At 58.2% G+C, this 15,513-nt stretch carries 17 protein-coding genes and 1 tRNA gene; 8 read left to right on the top strand and 10 right to left on the bottom strand.

Annotated features, from left to right (window positions below; all coding sequences use genetic code 11):
• Positions 1-213: 213 nt before the first annotated feature.
• Positions 214-1,659: a pyruvate kinase gene (gene pyk, locus AC2TEL_RS17035; RefSeq protein ID WP_480842927.1), complete on the bottom strand. Its 1,446-nt coding sequence runs from the start codon at positions 1,657-1,659 to the stop codon at positions 214-216.
• Between the two features lie 117 nt (positions 1,660-1,776).
• Here pyk and AC2TEL_RS17030 point away from each other — a divergent pair, with 117 nt between their 5' ends.
• From AC2TEL_RS17030 to AC2TEL_RS17020, 3 genes are all read left to right on the top strand, one after another.
• Positions 1,777-2,514 (top strand): N-formylglutamate amidohydrolase, encoded by a 738-nt coding sequence (locus AC2TEL_RS17030; protein ID WP_480905582.1) that lies wholly within the window; start codon positions 1,777-1,779, stop codon positions 2,512-2,514.
• An 87-nt stretch (positions 2,515-2,601) separates the two neighbouring features.
• Positions 2,602-2,841 (top strand): DUF6868 family protein, encoded by a 240-nt coding sequence (locus AC2TEL_RS17025; protein WP_480842929.1) that lies wholly within the window; start codon positions 2,602-2,604, stop codon positions 2,839-2,841.
• Between the two features lie 112 nt (positions 2,842-2,953).
• A complete protein-coding gene (locus AC2TEL_RS17020) occupies positions 2,954-3,268 on the top strand; it encodes a DUF1244 domain-containing protein (RefSeq protein ID WP_480905579.1) in 315 nt (104 codons plus the stop codon).
• 49 nt (positions 3,269-3,317) lie between these two features.
• Here AC2TEL_RS17020 and AC2TEL_RS17015 read toward each other — a convergent pair whose 3' ends face one another.
• From AC2TEL_RS17015 to dgcN, 3 genes are all read right to left on the bottom strand, one after another.
• Positions 3,318-4,178 carry a D-amino-acid transaminase gene (locus AC2TEL_RS17015; protein ID WP_480905577.1) on the bottom strand — a complete coding sequence of 287 codons (861 nt, stop codon included), beginning with the start codon at positions 4,176-4,178 and terminating at the stop codon, positions 3,318-3,320.
• Between the two features lie 76 nt (positions 4,179-4,254).
• A complete protein-coding gene (gene dgcA / locus AC2TEL_RS17010) occupies positions 4,255-5,220 on the bottom strand; it encodes an N-acetyl-D-Glu racemase DgcA (protein WP_480905574.1) in 966 nt (321 codons plus the stop codon).
• A gap of 74 nt (positions 5,221-5,294) precedes the next feature.
• Positions 5,295-6,296, bottom strand: a complete 1,002-nt coding sequence (gene dgcN / locus AC2TEL_RS17005; protein ID WP_480905571.1) for an N-acetyltransferase DgcN — start codon at positions 6,294-6,296, stop codon at positions 5,295-5,297.
• A gap of 295 nt (positions 6,297-6,591) precedes the next feature.
• On the opposite strand from dgcN, the gene AC2TEL_RS17000 reads away from it, so the two are divergent.
• The gene (locus tag AC2TEL_RS17000; RefSeq protein ID WP_480842934.1) at positions 6,592-7,554 is read left to right on the top strand and encodes an L-malyl-CoA/beta-methylmalyl-CoA lyase; all 963 of its coding nucleotides are present in this window, start codon (positions 6,592-6,594) and stop codon (positions 7,552-7,554) included.
• 53 nt (positions 7,555-7,607) lie between these two features.
• On the opposite strand, the gene AC2TEL_RS16995 is transcribed toward AC2TEL_RS17000, so the two are convergent.
• Positions 7,608-8,189 carry a PA14 domain-containing protein gene (locus AC2TEL_RS16995; protein WP_480842935.1) on the bottom strand — a complete coding sequence of 194 codons (582 nt, stop codon included), beginning with the start codon at positions 8,187-8,189 and terminating at the stop codon, positions 7,608-7,610.
• Positions 8,190-8,309: 120 nt separating this feature from the next.
• A complete protein-coding gene (locus AC2TEL_RS16990; protein ID WP_480842936.1) occupies positions 8,310-8,762 on the bottom strand; it encodes an Lrp/AsnC family transcriptional regulator in 453 nt (150 codons plus the stop codon).
• 72 nt (positions 8,763-8,834) lie between these two features.
• On the opposite strand from AC2TEL_RS16990, the gene AC2TEL_RS16985 reads away from it, so the two are divergent.
• The gene (locus AC2TEL_RS16985) at positions 8,835-9,431 is read left to right on the top strand and encodes a LysE family translocator (RefSeq protein WP_480905568.1); all 597 of its coding nucleotides are present in this window, start codon (positions 8,835-8,837) and stop codon (positions 9,429-9,431) included.
• 1 nt (position 9,432) lies between these two features.
• Here the strand turns inward: AC2TEL_RS16985 and AC2TEL_RS16980 are convergent, their stop codons facing one another.
• Positions 9,433-10,266: an AraC family transcriptional regulator gene (locus AC2TEL_RS16980; RefSeq protein ID WP_480905566.1), complete on the bottom strand. Its 834-nt coding sequence runs from the start codon at positions 10,264-10,266 to the stop codon at positions 9,433-9,435.
• Between the two features lie 387 nt (positions 10,267-10,653).
• Between AC2TEL_RS16980 and AC2TEL_RS16975 the strand changes: the two genes are divergently transcribed.
• The gene (locus AC2TEL_RS16975; RefSeq protein WP_480842938.1) at positions 10,654-11,616 is read left to right on the top strand and encodes an acetyl-CoA carboxylase carboxyltransferase subunit alpha; all 963 of its coding nucleotides are present in this window, start codon (positions 10,654-10,656) and stop codon (positions 11,614-11,616) included.
• Between the two features lie 4 nt (positions 11,617-11,620).
• On the opposite strand, the gene AC2TEL_RS16970 is transcribed toward AC2TEL_RS16975, so the two are convergent.
• The 3 genes from AC2TEL_RS16970 to AC2TEL_RS16960 all read right to left on the bottom strand — a co-directional run bounded on the left by AC2TEL_RS16970 (position 11,621) and on the right by AC2TEL_RS16960 (position 14,238).
• On the bottom strand, positions 11,621-12,751 hold the full coding sequence (locus tag AC2TEL_RS16970; protein WP_480905563.1) for a lytic murein transglycosylase: 1,131 nt from the start codon (positions 12,749-12,751) through the stop codon (positions 11,621-11,623).
• A gap of 113 nt (positions 12,752-12,864) precedes the next feature.
• A complete protein-coding gene (locus tag AC2TEL_RS16965) occupies positions 12,865-13,512 on the bottom strand; it encodes a GntR family transcriptional regulator (protein WP_480842940.1) in 648 nt (215 codons plus the stop codon).
• A gap of 30 nt (positions 13,513-13,542) precedes the next feature.
• Positions 13,543-14,238 (bottom strand): M48 family metallopeptidase, encoded by a 696-nt coding sequence (locus AC2TEL_RS16960; protein WP_480905561.1) that lies wholly within the window; start codon positions 14,236-14,238, stop codon positions 13,543-13,545.
• A 100-nt stretch (positions 14,239-14,338) separates the two neighbouring features.
• Here AC2TEL_RS16960 and AC2TEL_RS16955 point away from each other — a divergent pair, with 100 nt between their 5' ends.
• A complete protein-coding gene (locus AC2TEL_RS16955) occupies positions 14,339-14,659 on the top strand; it encodes a TIGR02300 family protein (protein WP_480842942.1) in 321 nt (106 codons plus the stop codon).
• Between the two features lie 140 nt (positions 14,660-14,799).
• Positions 14,800-14,875: transfer RNA gene (locus tag AC2TEL_RS16950), tRNA-Ala, on the top strand.
• Positions 14,876-15,513 lie beyond the last annotated feature (638 nt).

Raw genomic sequence — 15,513 nt, 5'->3', positions numbered from 1 at the left:
GCCCTCGCCCCCGGCAGGGCAGCCGGAACCTGGAACTTTTTGAGTAGACTGCCCTGGCGTGAAGTATCCGACAAAAACACCAAAAAACAGAGAGAATATCGCCGAACTCAACCCAGAATTCGGCTTGATATTGATTTTTAATGATATTTTTCGATTAAAAATTAGGCATTCTCGTGAAGTATCACCGTGAAACACTATGCCCGCATGTCAGACTCAACCCGGATCAGTGTTGTAGATCAGGCGTTCGTCACAAGGCGCGATCCGCAGGATGTTTGTGGTTCCCGGCACGTTGAACGGCACGCCTGCAGTGACAACGATCTGGTCCGATTCAGACGCAAAACCGTCGGACCGGGCAGCACGGGCGGCGGCGACGACCGCGCCCTTGAACCGCTCTAGTTCGGGGGTCATGACGCAATGGCATCCCCAGCTCAGGCACAGCCGCCGTGCGGTACCTTTGGCGGGGGTCATGGCGATGATCGGAACGCCCGGGCGCTCACGCGCCGTCAACAGCGCCGTCGTGCCGCTTTGCGTAAAGCAGCAGATGGCCTTGATGTCTGTCTTTTCGGCGATCTCGCGGGCAGCGGCAACGATGCCATCGGCTATGGTCGTTCCTTGTGCCGACCGCGATGCCGCAATGATCTGCGTGTAGGTTGGGTCGGCCTCGACCTCGATCGCAACCTTGTTCATGGTCTGGACAGCCTCGATCGGATACGAACCCGCCGCCGATTCCGCGCTGAGCATAATGGCATCCGTACCTTCATAGATTGCGGTCGCCACGTCCGACACCTCGGCCCGAGTCGGCATCGGGCTTTCGATCATGCTTTCCAACATTTGCGTTGCCACGATCACCGGCTTGGCGTCCGCACGGCATTTGCGCACCAATCGCTTCTGGATCGGCGGCACCGCCGAAACCGGCAGTTCGACACCCAAGTCACCCCGCGCCACCATGATCCCGTCCGAAGCATCCAGGATGTCCTCAAACGCCTCAACGGCAGCGGGCTTTTCGATCTTGGACAGAATCGAAGCGCGGCCATCGGCCAAGGCGCGGGCTTCGAACACGTCCTTTGCGCGTTGCACGAAGCTAAGTGCCAACCAGTCCACACCCAATTGACAGACAAACTCCAGATCGTCGCGATCTTTCGCCGAAAGCGCCGCCAGCGGCAGAACGACGTCAGGGACGTTTACGCCCTTGCGGTTCGAGATCGTTCCGCCAACCTCGACCGTGCAATTTGCAAAATCCTGACCGCAGTCCTGCACGATCAATCGAATCTTGCCATCGTTCACCAGCAACCGGGCGCCGGGCTCCAGCGCGGCAAATATCTCTGGGTGCGGCAGGCAGACACGATTGATGTCACCAGGTTCGGGATCAAGATCCAGTCGAAATGCAGCCCCTTCTTCCAGTTCCTCAGCATCATTGGCAAAAACGCCTACGCGCAGCTTGGGTCCCTGCAGGTCCGCCAGTATCGCAATCGGGCTGTCCAGATCCTTCTCAACTTGCCGGATGATCCTGTGGCGTTCGCGGATTTCATCGTGGCTGCCGTGGCTCATGTTCAGACGAAAAACATCCGCCCCCGCCTCGTGCAATGCGCGGATGGTGTCATAGTCATTGGACGCCGGACCCAGCGTCGCCACGATTTTCACATTTCTCAGGCGTCGCATTGGTATTGCTCTCCTCAAACAGTCGATGTTACCGCAAACAGTGCTTGAGCTGCTTATTGCGCAATTCCCTTTCCGAAGCAACTGTCCTACACCTGCGGCAAACTAGATGACAGGCTGATGACATACACTCCGTTTTTTGTTCACGGCGCGGATCGCCCCTCGCGCTGGTTGATTACCTGCGATCATGCGACCAACACTGTCCCGCCCGAGGTCAACGGCGGCGACCTTGGCTTGCCGCGCGAAGATATGGAACGCCACATTGCCTATGACGTGGGCGCCTACGAGGTCTCGAAGCATTTGGGTGAGATTATGAACGCGCCGGTTATCGCCGCCAATTTCTCGCGTCTAGTGATCGATCCAAACCGGGGTGAGGATGACCCGACCCTGCTGATGAAGCTCTATGACGGGTCGATCATCCCCGGAAACCGCCACGCCGACGCAGCCGAGCGCGAACGGCGTCTGAACATGTGCTACCGCCCCTATCATGATGCGCTGGCCAGGATGGCGGCGCTGCCTCATGCGGTGATCGTGTCGATGCACTCCTTCACCCGGCAATTGCGAGGACGCGAACCCCGGCCCTGGCATATCGGAATTCTGCATACGGCGGACGAGCGTTTCTCGCGCCCGCTGATCAATCGCCTCGAAGCCGAAGGCGACTTGTGTGTCGGCGTCAACGAACCCTATACGGGTGTTCTGCCCGGTGATGCCATCGACAAGCATTGCACGAGTTTTGGGCGCCCGAACGCGCTGATTGAGCTGCGGAATGACCTGATCGCGGATCACAAAGGGCAGCGAGAGTGGGCAGAACGCCTGGCCACCATTTTGCAGGACGCCCTTGCTGAAAGCGGTTTGTGACGTAGGGTCACGGCCAGGCGTTTTCAGGCCTCACGTTATTGTGAGCGAATTCTCCGATACCCATATATTAAGGGAAAGGAGACGACCATGACTCAGGAATTCCTGACGACCGTCTTCGGCTGGATGACGGTCCTTAACATCGCGGTATTGCTGTTCAGCACGGTGATGATCGTGGCACTGCAGGACTGGGTAGCAGGCATTCACGGCAGAATGTTCCAAATGGATCGGGCAGACGTAAAACGGGCCTATTTCCGGTATCTTGCGAACTACAAGATCCTGACCATCATTTTCTGCATGATGCCATGGCTGGCCCTGAAACTGGCATAGCATCCCAATCTGGATACCCGAGGGGCCTCTGGGCCCCTCCTGTTCATTGTAACAGAGCTTGCGGATTGTTAGGTCATGCACCGAACGCAAGACAATCATTCGGAGCCCGACAATGGACCAGCAAACCGAGATCGAACTTCAGGCCGCTGCTTTCCGCCGTTTGCGGAAACACCTGATGGAAGACCGCACCGACGTGCAGAATATTGATATGATGAACCTCGCCGGGTTCTGCCGAAACTGCCTGTCGCGCTGGTATCAGGAGGCCGCCAACGAAAAAGGGATCGAGATGGGCAAGGAAGAGGCCCGCGAGATTTTTTATGGCATGACCATGGATGAATGGAAATCCAACTATCAGACCGAGGCGAGCCCAGAAAAACAGGCCGCCTTCAAGGTCGCCTTCGAAGAAAACGTGGGCAAGAAGGACTGACGCCTACTCGGAAAGCGAAAGGCCCGCGATTCCGGCGGGCCTTTCATGATCAGATTGCGGCCTTGCGACTTTCCTCCAGATAAATCTCGCGCAAACGCGTTGCGATCGGACCCGGAGTGCCATCGCCCAGCGCCACCCCGTCGATCTCGACCACCGGCATGACAAAAGCACTGGCCGAGGTGGTGAAGGCCTCGTCCGCCTCTTTGGCTTCGTCGATGGTAAACAGGCGTTCTTCGATTTCCATCTGAGCCTCGGCCGCCATCCGCAGCACCGCCTTACGGGTGATGCCATGCAGAATGTCGTTGGACAGCGGCCGGGTGACGATCTTGCCGTTCTTGACGAAATAGGCGTTGTTGCTGGTGCCTTCGGTCACATACCCGTCTTCAACCAGCCACGCATCGTCGCAGCCCGCTTTCTTCGCCATCATCTTACCCATCGACGGATACAGCAACTGCACCGTTTTGATATCGCGGCGACCCCAGCGGATGTCCTCGATCGAGATGACCTTGGCGCCCTTCCTGGCCGCGGGGCTGTCGGCCAGACCGGGCTTGTTCTGCGTAAACAGGACCAGTGACGGCTTGGTGGCCGCGTCCGGGAACACGAAATCCCTGTCTCCATCGCTGCCGCGCGAGACCTGCAGATAGATCAAACCTTCTTCGATCCCGTTCAGTTCCACCAACTTGCGGTGAATACTCAGCAGCTCTTCCTTGCTGCAAGGCTCTGCCATCTCCAGCTCATCCAGAGACCGTTTTAGCCGCACGGCATGGCCTTCGAAATCGATCAGCTTGCCGCCCAGAACGCTGGTGACTTCGTAAACCGCGTCTGCAAACAGAAAACCACGGTCAAAAATGGACACCTTGGCCTCGGTCTCGGGCAGGTATTCGCCATTCACGTAAACGGTGCGGGTCATGTCATATCCTTTTCGTCTCAGGGCTTCGCCCGTTCGCCGCTGAAAATGATCCGCCGGATCATTTTCCGGGCGTTCGTCACCCCCAGAGGCCCGCTTTGGGCGGGTGCACTCCGGCGTCATCAAAAATCAGCGGGTTGTCGCGGTCTTCGGCCAGAAGCAGCGGGCCGTCAAGGTCTGTCACCATCGCACCCTGCGCCACCAGAGTCGCAGGTGCCATCGCCAGGGAACTGCCGACCATGCATCCCACCATGATATCGTAGCCTTCGGTCAGTGCCGCCGCGCGCAGTTTCAACGCCTCGGTCAGGCCGCCGGTCTTATCCAGCTTGATGTTGACTACGTCATACTTGCCTTTTAGCGCAGGCAAGCTCGTGCGGTCATGGCAGGACTCGTCGGCGCACACCGGAACGGGCCGATCCATCCCGATCAGAGCGTCATCCTCCCCGGCGGGCAGCGGCTGTTCCACCAGCGCAACGCCCAGCCGCAGCAGATGCGGGGCAAGATCGGCATAAACCTCCGCCGACCAGCCTTCATTTGCGTCGACAATGATCCTTGCATCCGGCGCACCGGCGCGCACGGCCTCTAGCCGGGGCATGTCGTCCGGCGTGCCCAGCTTGATTTTCAGCAGTGGACGATGCGCATTTTCAGCCGCTTGCGCCTGCATGGCTTCAGGAGTGTCCAGCGACAGGGTATAGGCCGTGATTTCAGGACCAGGTTTTTCCAGCCCGACCAGGTCCCACGCCCGTTTGCCCGCGCGTTTGGCCTCAAGATCCCACAAGGCACAATCGACCGCGTTTCGCGCGGCGCCTGCTGGTAGCAAATCCATCAACTGTTCGCGGGAAAACTCCGCGGGCAATCCCGCGATCTCGGCCTCTACCGACTCCAGTGTCTCGCCATATCGCGCATAAGGCACGCATTCGCCCCAGCCCTGATGCGTTCCATCCGACAGCCGGACCGTCAGCACCTTCGCTTCGGTGCGCGATCCGCGCGAGATCGTGAACACCTGCGCCAGCCGAAACACATCGCGAGAAACCTCAATTCGCACGCGCCCGCTCCTTCATCTTTTTCCAAATACTCCCGCCGGAGGCGGACCACCCCGCCACCGGCGTGTCCGTTAGATCAGACCGCAGCCAGCGCGTCGACCAACTTGCCCGATCCGAACCTGAAGGGATCGGTTGCCGGCAGGCCCATCTCGGCTTCCAAAGCTGCCAGGTAGTCCGTCGCGTCGTCCTCGCTCATGTGCTGCGTATTGACCGAGATTCCAACGACCTTGCAATCGGGGTTTGCCACGCGCGCCATTTGAAGCGCCGTATCCCGCAGAGCTTCCAGCGATGGCAACTGGTAAGTCGGCAGACCCCGCATGTGGGCGCGAGTCGGTTCGTGGCAAAGGATCAGTGCGTCGGGCTGACCGCCATGGATCAGAGCCATGGTCACACCAGAGTAGGACACGTGGAACAGCGACCCCTGTCCTTCGATCAGATCCCAGTGATCTTCGTCATTGTCCGGGGTCAGCCATTCGACCGCGCCGGCCATGAAATCCGCGATTACCGCGTCCAGCGGCACACCATCGCCGGTAATCAGAATGCCTGTCTGCCCCGTGGCACGAAATGTTGCCTTCATGTCCCGCTTGCGCATCTCGGCGTCCATTGCCATGGCCGTGTACATCTTGCCGACCGAGCAGTCTGTCCCGACGGCAAGGCACCGTTTTCCGGTGCGTTTGATGCCGTTCGCAATCGGATAGTCAACTTCGGGGATACGCACGTCGTGCAGTTTTTGACCCGTCGCCTCTGCCACGGCCACGAGGTCAGGCTCGTCCCGCAGCAGATTGTGCAGGCCCGAGGCCAGATCGAACCCCTCTTCCAGCGCGGTCACCAGAACCTTCTTCCACTCCTGGCTGATGACACCACCGCGGTTGGCGACGCCGATGACAAGCGTCTTGGCCCCGGCTTCGCGAGCTTCCACCAGATCCATGTCTTTCAGACCCAGATCCGCCTTGCATCCGTCCATCCGGTACTGGCCAACGGCGTTCTCAGGGCGCCAATCCTTGATTCCGACCGCAACCTTGGCGGCCAGCTGGTCGGGCGCGTCGCCCAGAAATAGCAGATAAGGTGTCTCGATCATCGCGCTTCACTCCTGTGATTCCGCCCAATGCTAGAGACTTTGTATCACGAGGGTTTCTCGTTTTTGCGCCACCTGAAGCGAGGGCACGGGATAATCTTGCGAGGTTTGTTAGTTTTGCCGAAGATTCTCCGACATCTTGTGGAAAATCGGGTAATGACAGGCGATGCAAGGCAGCAAATTGAACGATGCTGCGCAAGCATTGCCGCAGGTGCACAATACACCTTGCACACATCCGCGCAATTTAATACCCAATGGGCAGCCAAAAACGTAATTTCATTACCCTCGTGAGGTCCAGATGAGCTTTCGCATTCAACCCGCCGCACCTGCCAGGCCCAATCGCTGTCAGCTCTTTGGCCCGGGTTCGAACACCAAACTGTTCCCCAAAATGGCGGCCTCGGCAGCGGATGTCATCAACCTCGATTTGGAGGACTCGGTAGCGCCTTCGGATAAGGATGCCGCACGTGCCAATGTGATCGAGGCGTTGAATACAGTCGACTGGGGCAACAAATACATGTCCGTCCGCATCAATGGGCTGGACACGCCGTATTGGTATCGTGATGTGGTCGATGTGCTGGAACAGGCTGGCGACCGGCTGGATCAGATCATGATCCCCAAGGTTGGGTGCGCAGCGGATGTTTACGCAGTTGATGCGCTCGTCACAGCAATCGAGCGCGCCAAAGGCCGCAGCAAACCGATCTCTTTCGAAGTCATCATCGAATCCGCCGCGGGTATCGCCCATGTCGAGGAAATCGCGGCCGCATCGCCGCGCCTGCAGGCAATGAGTCTGGGCGCCGCCGATTTTGCCGCATCAATGGGAATGCAGACTACCGGAATCGGCGGGACGCAGGAAAACTACTACATGCTACGCGAGGGCGAAAAGCACTGGTCCGATCCGTGGCATTGGGCACAGGCCGCCATCGTCGCCGCCTGCCGCACCCATGGCGTGTTGCCGGTCGACGGCCCGTTTGGCGATTTCTCGGATGACGAAGGGTATATCGCGCAGGCCAAACGCTCGGCCACTTTGGGTATGGTCGGCAAATGGGCGATTCACCCCAAGCAGATCGCTCTGGCCAATCAGGTATTCACCCCTTCGGACGAAGCAGTCTCGGAAGCGCGCGAGATCCTGGCCGCGATGGAACAGGCCAAGGCCAACGGTGAAGGCGCAACTGTCTATAAGGGCCGGCTTGTCGATATCGCGTCGATCAAACAAGCCGAAGTGATCGTGGCGCAGGCCGAACTGATCGCGGCCAACGGCTGAGAAAAAGAAGGCGCCCGGTCGGGCGCCATTCTTGCCGTCCGGCAATAACGCGGTCAGCGCCCGAAGACGTTATTGGGGGTCCACGTAAACCGTTCCCCCTGCTTTCCCCATTTCATCATCAGGCAAGATGTTCCGTATTTCTGGAAATAATTGATCTTGAGCGGATACCATCCGGCCTGAGGCACCTCGACTTCCGTCCGCTGATTGGCTTCACAGCCCTGACGACCGTTGAAATACCCGATCTGCTGACCACCAACCCATGCATCGATGCCGTCATTCGACCAGGTTTCCAGCTCGTAGACTCCGGGCGCATCAAAGCGGATGTAACCGGTTACCTCGGCCGCGACGTTGAAAGCCTCATTGTAGGTCAGAACCGGGTCGCCTTCATTCGTATCGCGGTAGTCCAATCCCCGCAGCGGCGCTCCGGGTTTGGCCTTCTTCATCATCTGCTTGGCTTTGGCCACGGTCTGGATCTTACGAGGAGGGTTACCCTCCCATGCGTATTTGACGTTCAGCCCGGCCTGAGGGTTGGACGGCTGAGGGCTGGCGGGTTGCAGTTTCAGCGGTGCCGCAAAAACCGCACTGGCGACCATCGCCATGGCTGCAGCGAACGCTCCGGTTCGAATAGGTTTCATGGTCATCTCCCTGACTGAGCGCCTCTTGCGGTAGTCTCTACCATGTGGGCGACGTATTTGAGATGACACTAGGGCCTGAGATTTAAGCCCGCAAGATGGTTAGAAATCACAATTCCACCATCAAGCCCGCAGGTCTTTCGGCGATCCCATGACCACGTAAGACGTGATCGAGGTCACATGCGGCAGTGTTCCCAGCACCTCGGTATGAAACGTCTTGTAAGATGGCAAATCGGCACATTCGACCCGCAGCAGGTACTCGATCGTTCCCGTGATGTTGTGACACTCCACCACTTCCGGAGCCAGTTGCAAGGCGCGCTCAAACCCCTCTTGTGCGGCTTTTGTGTGCTCGCCCAGACCGACACCGATATAGGCGACGAACCCGACCCCCATCGCCGTGGGGTTCAGGACGGCGCGATAGCCCGAGATCACACCTGACCGTTCCAGTTCCTGAACCCGGCGCAGGCAGGCCGAAGGCGACAAACCAACGCGATCCGCCAGATCCAGGTTGCTGATGCGTCCATCGCGAGTCAGCTCCCGCAATATTTGACGGTTTATTTCATCATCTTTAGCCATCAGTTGCGAGATTAGCTCGACTACGCACATAATCGCAATTTCATTCGCCGCATTTTAGGGAAATATCCCGCAATGACCTTCGACATCCTGCTCGCCCTGATCGCCTTTGCTTTTGTTTCATCCATTACACCGGGTCCAAACAACCTGATGCTGATGGCTTCTGGCGCCAATTTCGGATTTCGCCGAACCATCCCCCATATGCTGGGGATCGGACTGGGGTTTACTTTCATGGTGCTTCTGGTTGGCATCGGGTTGGTTCAGATGTTTGACAGATACCCGGCAAGCTACTCAGCGCTCAGAATTGTGGCGGTCGTCTATCTTTTGTATCTCGCATGGAAAATCGCCCATGCCGCTCCGGCAAGCCGTACGGATGCAACAGGAACACCCATGACATTCCTGCAGGCGGCTGCGTTCCAGTGGGTTAATCCCAAAGCCTGGGCCATGGCATTGACCGCCACCACGGCTTATGCCCCCGGCCAGACGCTGAGTGCCGTTATCATTGTTGCGCTGGTATTTGGTGCAATCAACTTGCCATCGGTCAGTACCTGGACGGTTTTGGGACAACAGATGGCGCGGATACTGACGAACCCACGCCGCCTTTTGATGTTCAACTGGACGATGGCAGGCCTTCTGGTGGCTTCGCTTTACCCGGTTCTGTTGCCGAACTGACCTATTTCAAAGGCAGGCAGATTTCGGTCAACAGCTCTTCGGGCGCCGTGTCGCGCGGATTGTTCAGGTAGATTTCATAACAAGGCTGATCCGCCGGTTCTTCTCCGGACGTTGGCAACCAGTTGCCGAACAGGGATTGATAGGCGGCCTGAATTCCGGAGTATGGGCCCCTGTACGTCAGAACAGCAGTCTTGCCACCAGGGATTTTCACCTCTTCCATGTCGTCAGGCACAGCTTCACCTTGGAATTCCGCCCCGGCATAACTGCGAAGCTCGTCGACGGGCACGTCCTCGGGGCTGTCGAGGTAAACGCCGATAACCGGCCCGAGCTGAGGCCACAGGTTGCGGGATTCGCACATGGCACCAAACGCCTCAAAGCTTTTGCCAATTTCTCCATAGTTTCCCTTGTGCGGCACTGCGACAATGCGGCGAACGGGCTCTTCTCGGGTAACAACGGGATGCATCGGATAATCTCCTGTTCTGAATTGCGGTTTACTTGGCAGAAACTGCCCCGCCTTACGAAACGCGGCGGGACTATTGCCGTAGGCTTCGGAAAAGGCGCGCGCAAAGGACTTCAGGTTCGGATAGCCGATTTCAGTTGCGATCTGTGGAACCGCTTTGTCGGACGCGACCAGCATATAGGCCGCGCGATGCAACCTGACACGACGCACAGCCTGCGCGCAGGTCTCGCCTGTAATGGCGCGAAAGACCCGGTGCCAGTGAAACCGTGACATGGCAGCGACATCCGACAGAGCATCCAGAGACAGGTCCCCGGCGGGGTTGTCATGGATATAGGCCAGCACCCGCAAAACACGGTCTTCATAGCCGGTTGTCATCGGCATTCTTCCTTTTTCCTTGCCTCTTCGTGGTTGCATAATCTCTATCCACAAATCTTGCTAAGTTTCGTTGTGTGAAAACGCTCAACCGCTTGGGCGCACTGGATCGAGAATGAAGCTTGCTCCCGGACGGTTGCTTTGGAACCCGCCGCTTGCCAGCTATCAGGATCGACTTGGCGAATGTGCCTTTGCTTGACATTCAAGTTTTGGCCCCGTCGATAGAACCTTATTGCTAATTGAATTGGCCCGCACTGAAACGCCTTCACAAAGATATTCACTGCGTGATCAACAGTTTCCGCGACTCCGGGTGGCACAGATTTTCCTTATAGTTGCATCTGGAAGCGCCCAACGGCATATAGCTAGGAAATTTCACGCAAGTGAGGCGTCATGACCCAGTATCTGGATTTCGAAAAACCACTGGCCGAGATCGAAGGCAAGGCCGAGGAATTGCGCGCGTTGGCCCGCGCCAATGAAGAGATGGACGTGGCCGAGGAAGCCGCCGCGCTGGATGCAAAAGCCGCCAAGTTGCTGGACGAGCTGTATAAGGACCTGACACCGTGGCGGAAATGTCAGGTAGCGCGTCATCCGGAACGCCCGCACTGCAAGGACTATGTCGAGGCGCTGTTCACGGAATTTACCCCGCTGGCCGGAGATCGGAACTTTGCCGACGACCTGGCGGTGATCGGTGGGTTGGCACGGTTCAACGATCAGCCGGTGATGGTGATCGGTCACGAAAAGGGCTCGGACACCAAATCGCGGATCGAACGGAATTTCGGCATGGCGCGGCCCGAGGGTTATCGCAAGGCCGTCCGCCTGATGGAAATGGCCGGGCGTTTTAACCTACCGGTCATCACTTTGATCGACACCGCAGGCGCCTACCCCGGCAAGGGTGCCGAGGAACGCGGCCAGTCCGAAGCCATCGCGCGTTCCACCGAAATGTGCCTGAAAATCGGTGTACCGCTGGTCTCGGTAATCATCGGCGAGGGTGGTTCGGGCGGGGCTGTGGCCTTTGCCACCGCCAATCGTGTGGCGATGCTGGAACACTCGGTCTATTCGGTAATCTCGCCCGAGGGTTGCGCGTCGATCCTGTGGAAGGATGCCGAAAAGATGCGCGAGGCGGCCGAAGCACTGCGTCTGACCGCGCAGGACCTGCGAAAGCTGGGGGTTTGCGACCTAGTCATCGAAGAACCTAAAGGTGGTGCCCATCGGGATCGTCCCGCCACGGTCGAATCCGTTCGGAACGCTATTACCCTCATGTTGAAAGAACTGGACGGCATGGACGCGGCGACCCTGATCAAGGACCGCCGTCAGAAATTCCTGGATATCGGCTCGAAGGGGCTGGCGGCGTAACCTGTCAACCGCCCAACCTGCGCAGCAAAGCAACCGATGGCTCACCGGTCTGAGGCAGCCTATTGGCACGCTGGTAGCCGGTGATTGCCGCCGTGGTCTTACCGCCAATAACACCGTCCGCGCCCTGCGTGTCATAGCCCGCCGAAGTCAGGCGGCGCTGTAGCTCTTTGCGATCTTCAAGCGTCAACCCGTTCGCGTCCGGCCCGAACGAGGCCTGAAACGGCGCGCCGCCAGCGATCCGGTCGGACAGATGGCCCACCCCAATCGCATAGCTGTCCGAGTTGTTGTAACGTTTGATCACCTGAAAATTGCGGAACACGGCAATACGCGGACCCGGTTTTTGCGGCTGTAAAACCGCAATTGGTGAACCAGAAACGGTGCCGACTTCTCCGCCCCAGGGTTGTCCACGCACCCAACCTGCACGAGCCAAGTAGGCCGCGGTCGAAGCCAGCGAATCCGCTGGATCCCCGGACCAGATATCGCGTCGCCCATCGCCGGTGAAATCTACAGCGTAGGCCAGATAGGACGTAGGAATGAACTGTGTATGACCCATGGCACCGGCCCAGCTACCGGTCATGTTGTTAGGCGTGGTGTCCCCGTTTTGCAGAATCTTCATTGCTGCCATCAACTGGCTTTCAAAGAACTGTCCGCGCCGCCCGTCATAGGCCAGCGTCGACAGGGCCGAGACCACCGGCACGTCACCACGTCGGGCGCCATACCGGCTTTCCAGACCCCAAACAGCCACGATGACCTCTTTGTCGACGCCGTATTGCGCCTCGATCTGCGACAGAGTTCCCGCGTGGCGGACCAACATCTGCTTGCCGGTGCCGATCCGCTCGTCCGAGGCGGCGATGGCAAGGTAATCCTCAAGCGAACGTTTGAACTCGACCTGGTTGCGGTCGCGCTGGATCACTTCGGGCAGGTAACCGGCGCCCTGAAAGGCCCGGTTGATGGTCGTCTGCGAGATGCCCTGCGACGCTGCACGCCCTTTGAAGTTTGCAACCCAAGCATCCCACCCTGCGTTCGGCACAGCCTGCATGCGCGATGCGGGCGCTCGCGTCGGTACGCTGCCCCCGGAACAGGCGGCCAGAACCGTTGACCCAAGCCCAATAGAAAAGGTCCGTCGATTGATCATGTCTGAAATCTGCTCTTGTTATGTGATTTGCCTCAGAATAGCGCAGCCGCGCCAACCAGACCAGAAAGACAGCCTGTCACATTCAAGTTCTGAAGCAGTCGGCGATAAGCCGCTCAACTCACCAGAAGACGCAGGCCCTGCGTCACGTCCGAGCGCACAGCCAGCCGCAACCCAGGCTCGTCCCCGGCCTTGAGGGCGGCGATGATCAGCTTGTGATAATGGGGCGGCTCTGTGCGCCGCAACCGACCATAAAGCGCGCGCATTGTTGGTCCGAGCTGCAGCCAGACGGTTTCGGCCATGGCCAGCATCGCCGGAGCCTGCGCCCGCAGGTAAAGTGTGCGGTGAAATTCCAGATTGGTCCGAATATACCCGACCGCATCGCGTTTGGTGACCATTTCGGCCACGGTCATGTTGATACTCTGCAACCGGTCGATCAGCGCCATATGGGCCCGGGGCAGCGCCCGGCTGGCCAGTTCGACCTCGAGCAAGGCGCGCAGCGCAGCCAGTTCCTCTATGCGATCATTGGTCAGTTCTGGCGTCGAAACCCGACCCGATGTGGACAGAAACAACGCGCCTTCTGCCGCAAGGCGGCGCACGGCCTCTCGCGCAGGCGTCATGGAAACCCCGAACTCCTTGCCAATCCCACGCAACGTCAGCGCCTGTCCCGGAGCGGTCTCTCCATGCATGATCCGGGATCGCAGGGAACGATACACACGATCATGAGTGGCGGTTTGCGAGTCGGCAGGGCGTGTCGTCAACATGCCCCCATGTGATCACAAAAATCTGTGGGGTCAACTCGCACTGGCGTCGAACCGATACTGATGCAACCCGGCACCATGGTCGCGCAACCAGCGCCTTGGCGCCTTGTACGGCCCGAATATTCGCTCGACCTGCGCCCAAAAGGCGGGTGAATGGTTCATCTCGGCCAGATGCGCGACTTCATGCGCCGCCACGTAATGCAGCACCTCGGGCGGAGCCAGGATCAGCCGCCAGGAAAACATCAGACCACCTGCGGAACTGCACGATCCCCAACGCGACCGCGTATCGCGCATCGTCAGACTTGAATAGGGGCGCCCCAGCATGGTTGCATAGTCATCGCACGCTTCGGTCAGACGATCGCGGGCCAGTTCCTTCAGAAACTTGGCCAGCCGCCGCGCCTCGGCCCCTTCCGGCACCGCGATGTCGTGATTGCCCAACTGAACCCGGCGACCCCGAGCGGGAACGATTCGGCGTTCGACGCCTTCAATGGGAATGCTATGGCCGAATTGGACGGTCGCCGCTTCTGGACGGTCCTGAAGGTGTTGACGAATCCACTCCTCTTTCTGATGAGCGAAACTCAGCGCTTCGGTTTCAGCGACACCCTGCGGGTAAGTCAGCGTAACCCGTCCATCCAACTGAGAAATCCGCAACGAGATCCGCCGCGCCCGCGCCGATTTGCGCAATGTTAACGGAACCGGTGGCTGTCCGGGCAATGCGTGTCGCCCCATGGGCCGTTCTCCTTAGCGCAAAGGCTTTGACAGTGCCTGCCGCTTGTGGCAGGTGACCTGAATCATTGTTGAGATTCACCTGATATCAAGGGGATTTGATATGCCCAAGGAAGAATGGGGCGTAAAGCGTGTTTGCCCGACAACCGGCAAACGCTTTTACGACCTGAACAAGGACCCGATCGTCAGCCCCTATACCGGCGAGATCGTGGAGCTGGAAACCGGCAAAAGCCGCATGATCGCTGCGGATGCCGAGGATGCCGCATCGGTCAAAGCACGCGAAGCGTCGTCGGATGAAGATCTGGTTCTGGACGATGACGATAACGTCGATGTCGAGCTGGATGATGATCTGCTGGAAGATGACGACGACGACAACGTTTCGCTGGACGATATCACGGACATGTCGTCGGAAGACGAGTCCTGACCCCGGCCCGAGGCGGTCCCGGCCGCCTCGCCCTGCCCTACCGCGTCGCCAGATTCTTTTTGTCGGATTCCGAAATTTGGTCTTGCACTCGGCAGCGGCGTCTCATAAACGTCCGTCCACCGCACGGACGGTACCTGAATGGGGCCTTAGCTCAGTTGGGAGAGCGCTTGCATGGCATGCAAGAGGTCAGGGGTTCGACTCCCCTAGGCTCCACCAAAACCTAACTGGTACGAGCACCAAAGTTTTTCCTTTTTGGCAGCAGCATTTTCCTTTGGGACCGATGCGGCCTTAAATATTCCGTTCAGCAAATGGCCGGAATGAGCCCACAGCGGCGTCTACCAAGCTTCTGTACTTTGCATGTGCATCAGGCCCCGAACGGCCCAAAGCTGCCGCTCGACTGGCTTTCTGTATGCTGCAGTGCAGCCGTCGAAGGAGACTTTCAAACCTGTAATTTCAATACTACTTTCATTCTAGGGTTGTGTTGCGTTCCGAACTTTCACAAACTGTTTCAACTCTCTAATTTGAAAGGAATTCTCTTGACCAATACCATTCGTGTTCTTGTTCCAATCGACAGTCATGACGAGAACGCCTTCCAGATTGCGCTGGCTTATGCAAGAAAGATCTGCGAACAGGAGAACTATTCAGACGTTGTCTTGCTGACTCACACAAAGAACCAACTTACGCAAACAAGCTTGTCGGGTTTTCTCGGAAAGCCAGTAGTGCGAACTCTGGCAAAGGGAACAGCCTCATTATCTGGGGGCATTAAACTGCGCGCTGAAACGATGCGTACAATGGGTCATGAGCAGCCTCATCTGACTGGTCCAAATTGATTGTTAGTGCATCGTCGGCCTGTA

This window comes from Ruegeria sp. HKCCD9138, from assembly GCF_057220975.1.
Note: the sequence above shows the minus strand (reverse complement) of the source record. Positions and strands in the feature narration are given on the sequence as shown.

Excerpts from the sequence above, each read along its gene's own strand:
- pyk (WP_480842927.1), bottom strand. The coding sequence starts at position 1,659 with ATGCGACGCCTGAGAAATGTGAAAATCGTGGCGACGCTGGGTCCGGCG.
- AC2TEL_RS17030 (WP_480905582.1), top strand. The coding sequence starts at position 1,777 with ATGACATACACTCCGTTTTTTGTTCACGGCGCGGATCGCCCCTCGCGC.
- AC2TEL_RS17025 (WP_480842929.1), top strand. The coding sequence starts at position 2,602 with ATGACTCAGGAATTCCTGACGACCGTCTTCGGCTGGATGACGGTCCTT.
- AC2TEL_RS17020 (WP_480905579.1), top strand. The coding sequence starts at position 2,954 with ATGGACCAGCAAACCGAGATCGAACTTCAGGCCGCTGCTTTCCGCCGT.
- AC2TEL_RS17015 (WP_480905577.1), bottom strand. The coding sequence starts at position 4,178 with ATGACCCGCACCGTTTACGTGAATGGCGAATACCTGCCCGAGACCGAG.
- dgcN (WP_480905571.1), bottom strand. The coding sequence starts at position 6,296 with ATGATCGAGACACCTTATCTGCTATTTCTGGGCGACGCGCCCGACCAG.
- AC2TEL_RS17000 (WP_480842934.1), top strand. The coding sequence starts at position 6,592 with ATGAGCTTTCGCATTCAACCCGCCGCACCTGCCAGGCCCAATCGCTGT.
- AC2TEL_RS16995 (WP_480842935.1), bottom strand. The coding sequence starts at position 8,189 with ATGAAACCTATTCGAACCGGAGCGTTCGCTGCAGCCATGGCGATGGTC.
- AC2TEL_RS16990 (WP_480842936.1), bottom strand. The coding sequence starts at position 8,762 with ATGGCTAAAGATGATGAAATAAACCGTCAAATATTGCGGGAGCTGACT.
- AC2TEL_RS16985 (WP_480905568.1), top strand. The coding sequence starts at position 8,835 with ATGACCTTCGACATCCTGCTCGCCCTGATCGCCTTTGCTTTTGTTTCA.
- AC2TEL_RS16980 (WP_480905566.1), bottom strand. The coding sequence starts at position 10,266 with ATGACAACCGGCTATGAAGACCGTGTTTTGCGGGTGCTGGCCTATATC.
- AC2TEL_RS16975 (WP_480842938.1), top strand. The coding sequence starts at position 10,654 with ATGACCCAGTATCTGGATTTCGAAAAACCACTGGCCGAGATCGAAGGC.
- AC2TEL_RS16970 (WP_480905563.1), bottom strand. The coding sequence starts at position 12,751 with ATGATCAATCGACGGACCTTTTCTATTGGGCTTGGGTCAACGGTTCTG.
- AC2TEL_RS16965 (WP_480842940.1), bottom strand. The coding sequence starts at position 13,512 with ATGTTGACGACACGCCCTGCCGACTCGCAAACCGCCACTCATGATCGT.
- AC2TEL_RS16960 (WP_480905561.1), bottom strand. The coding sequence starts at position 14,238 with ATGGGGCGACACGCATTGCCCGGACAGCCACCGGTTCCGTTAACATTG.
- AC2TEL_RS16955 (WP_480842942.1), top strand. The coding sequence starts at position 14,339 with ATGCCCAAGGAAGAATGGGGCGTAAAGCGTGTTTGCCCGACAACCGGC.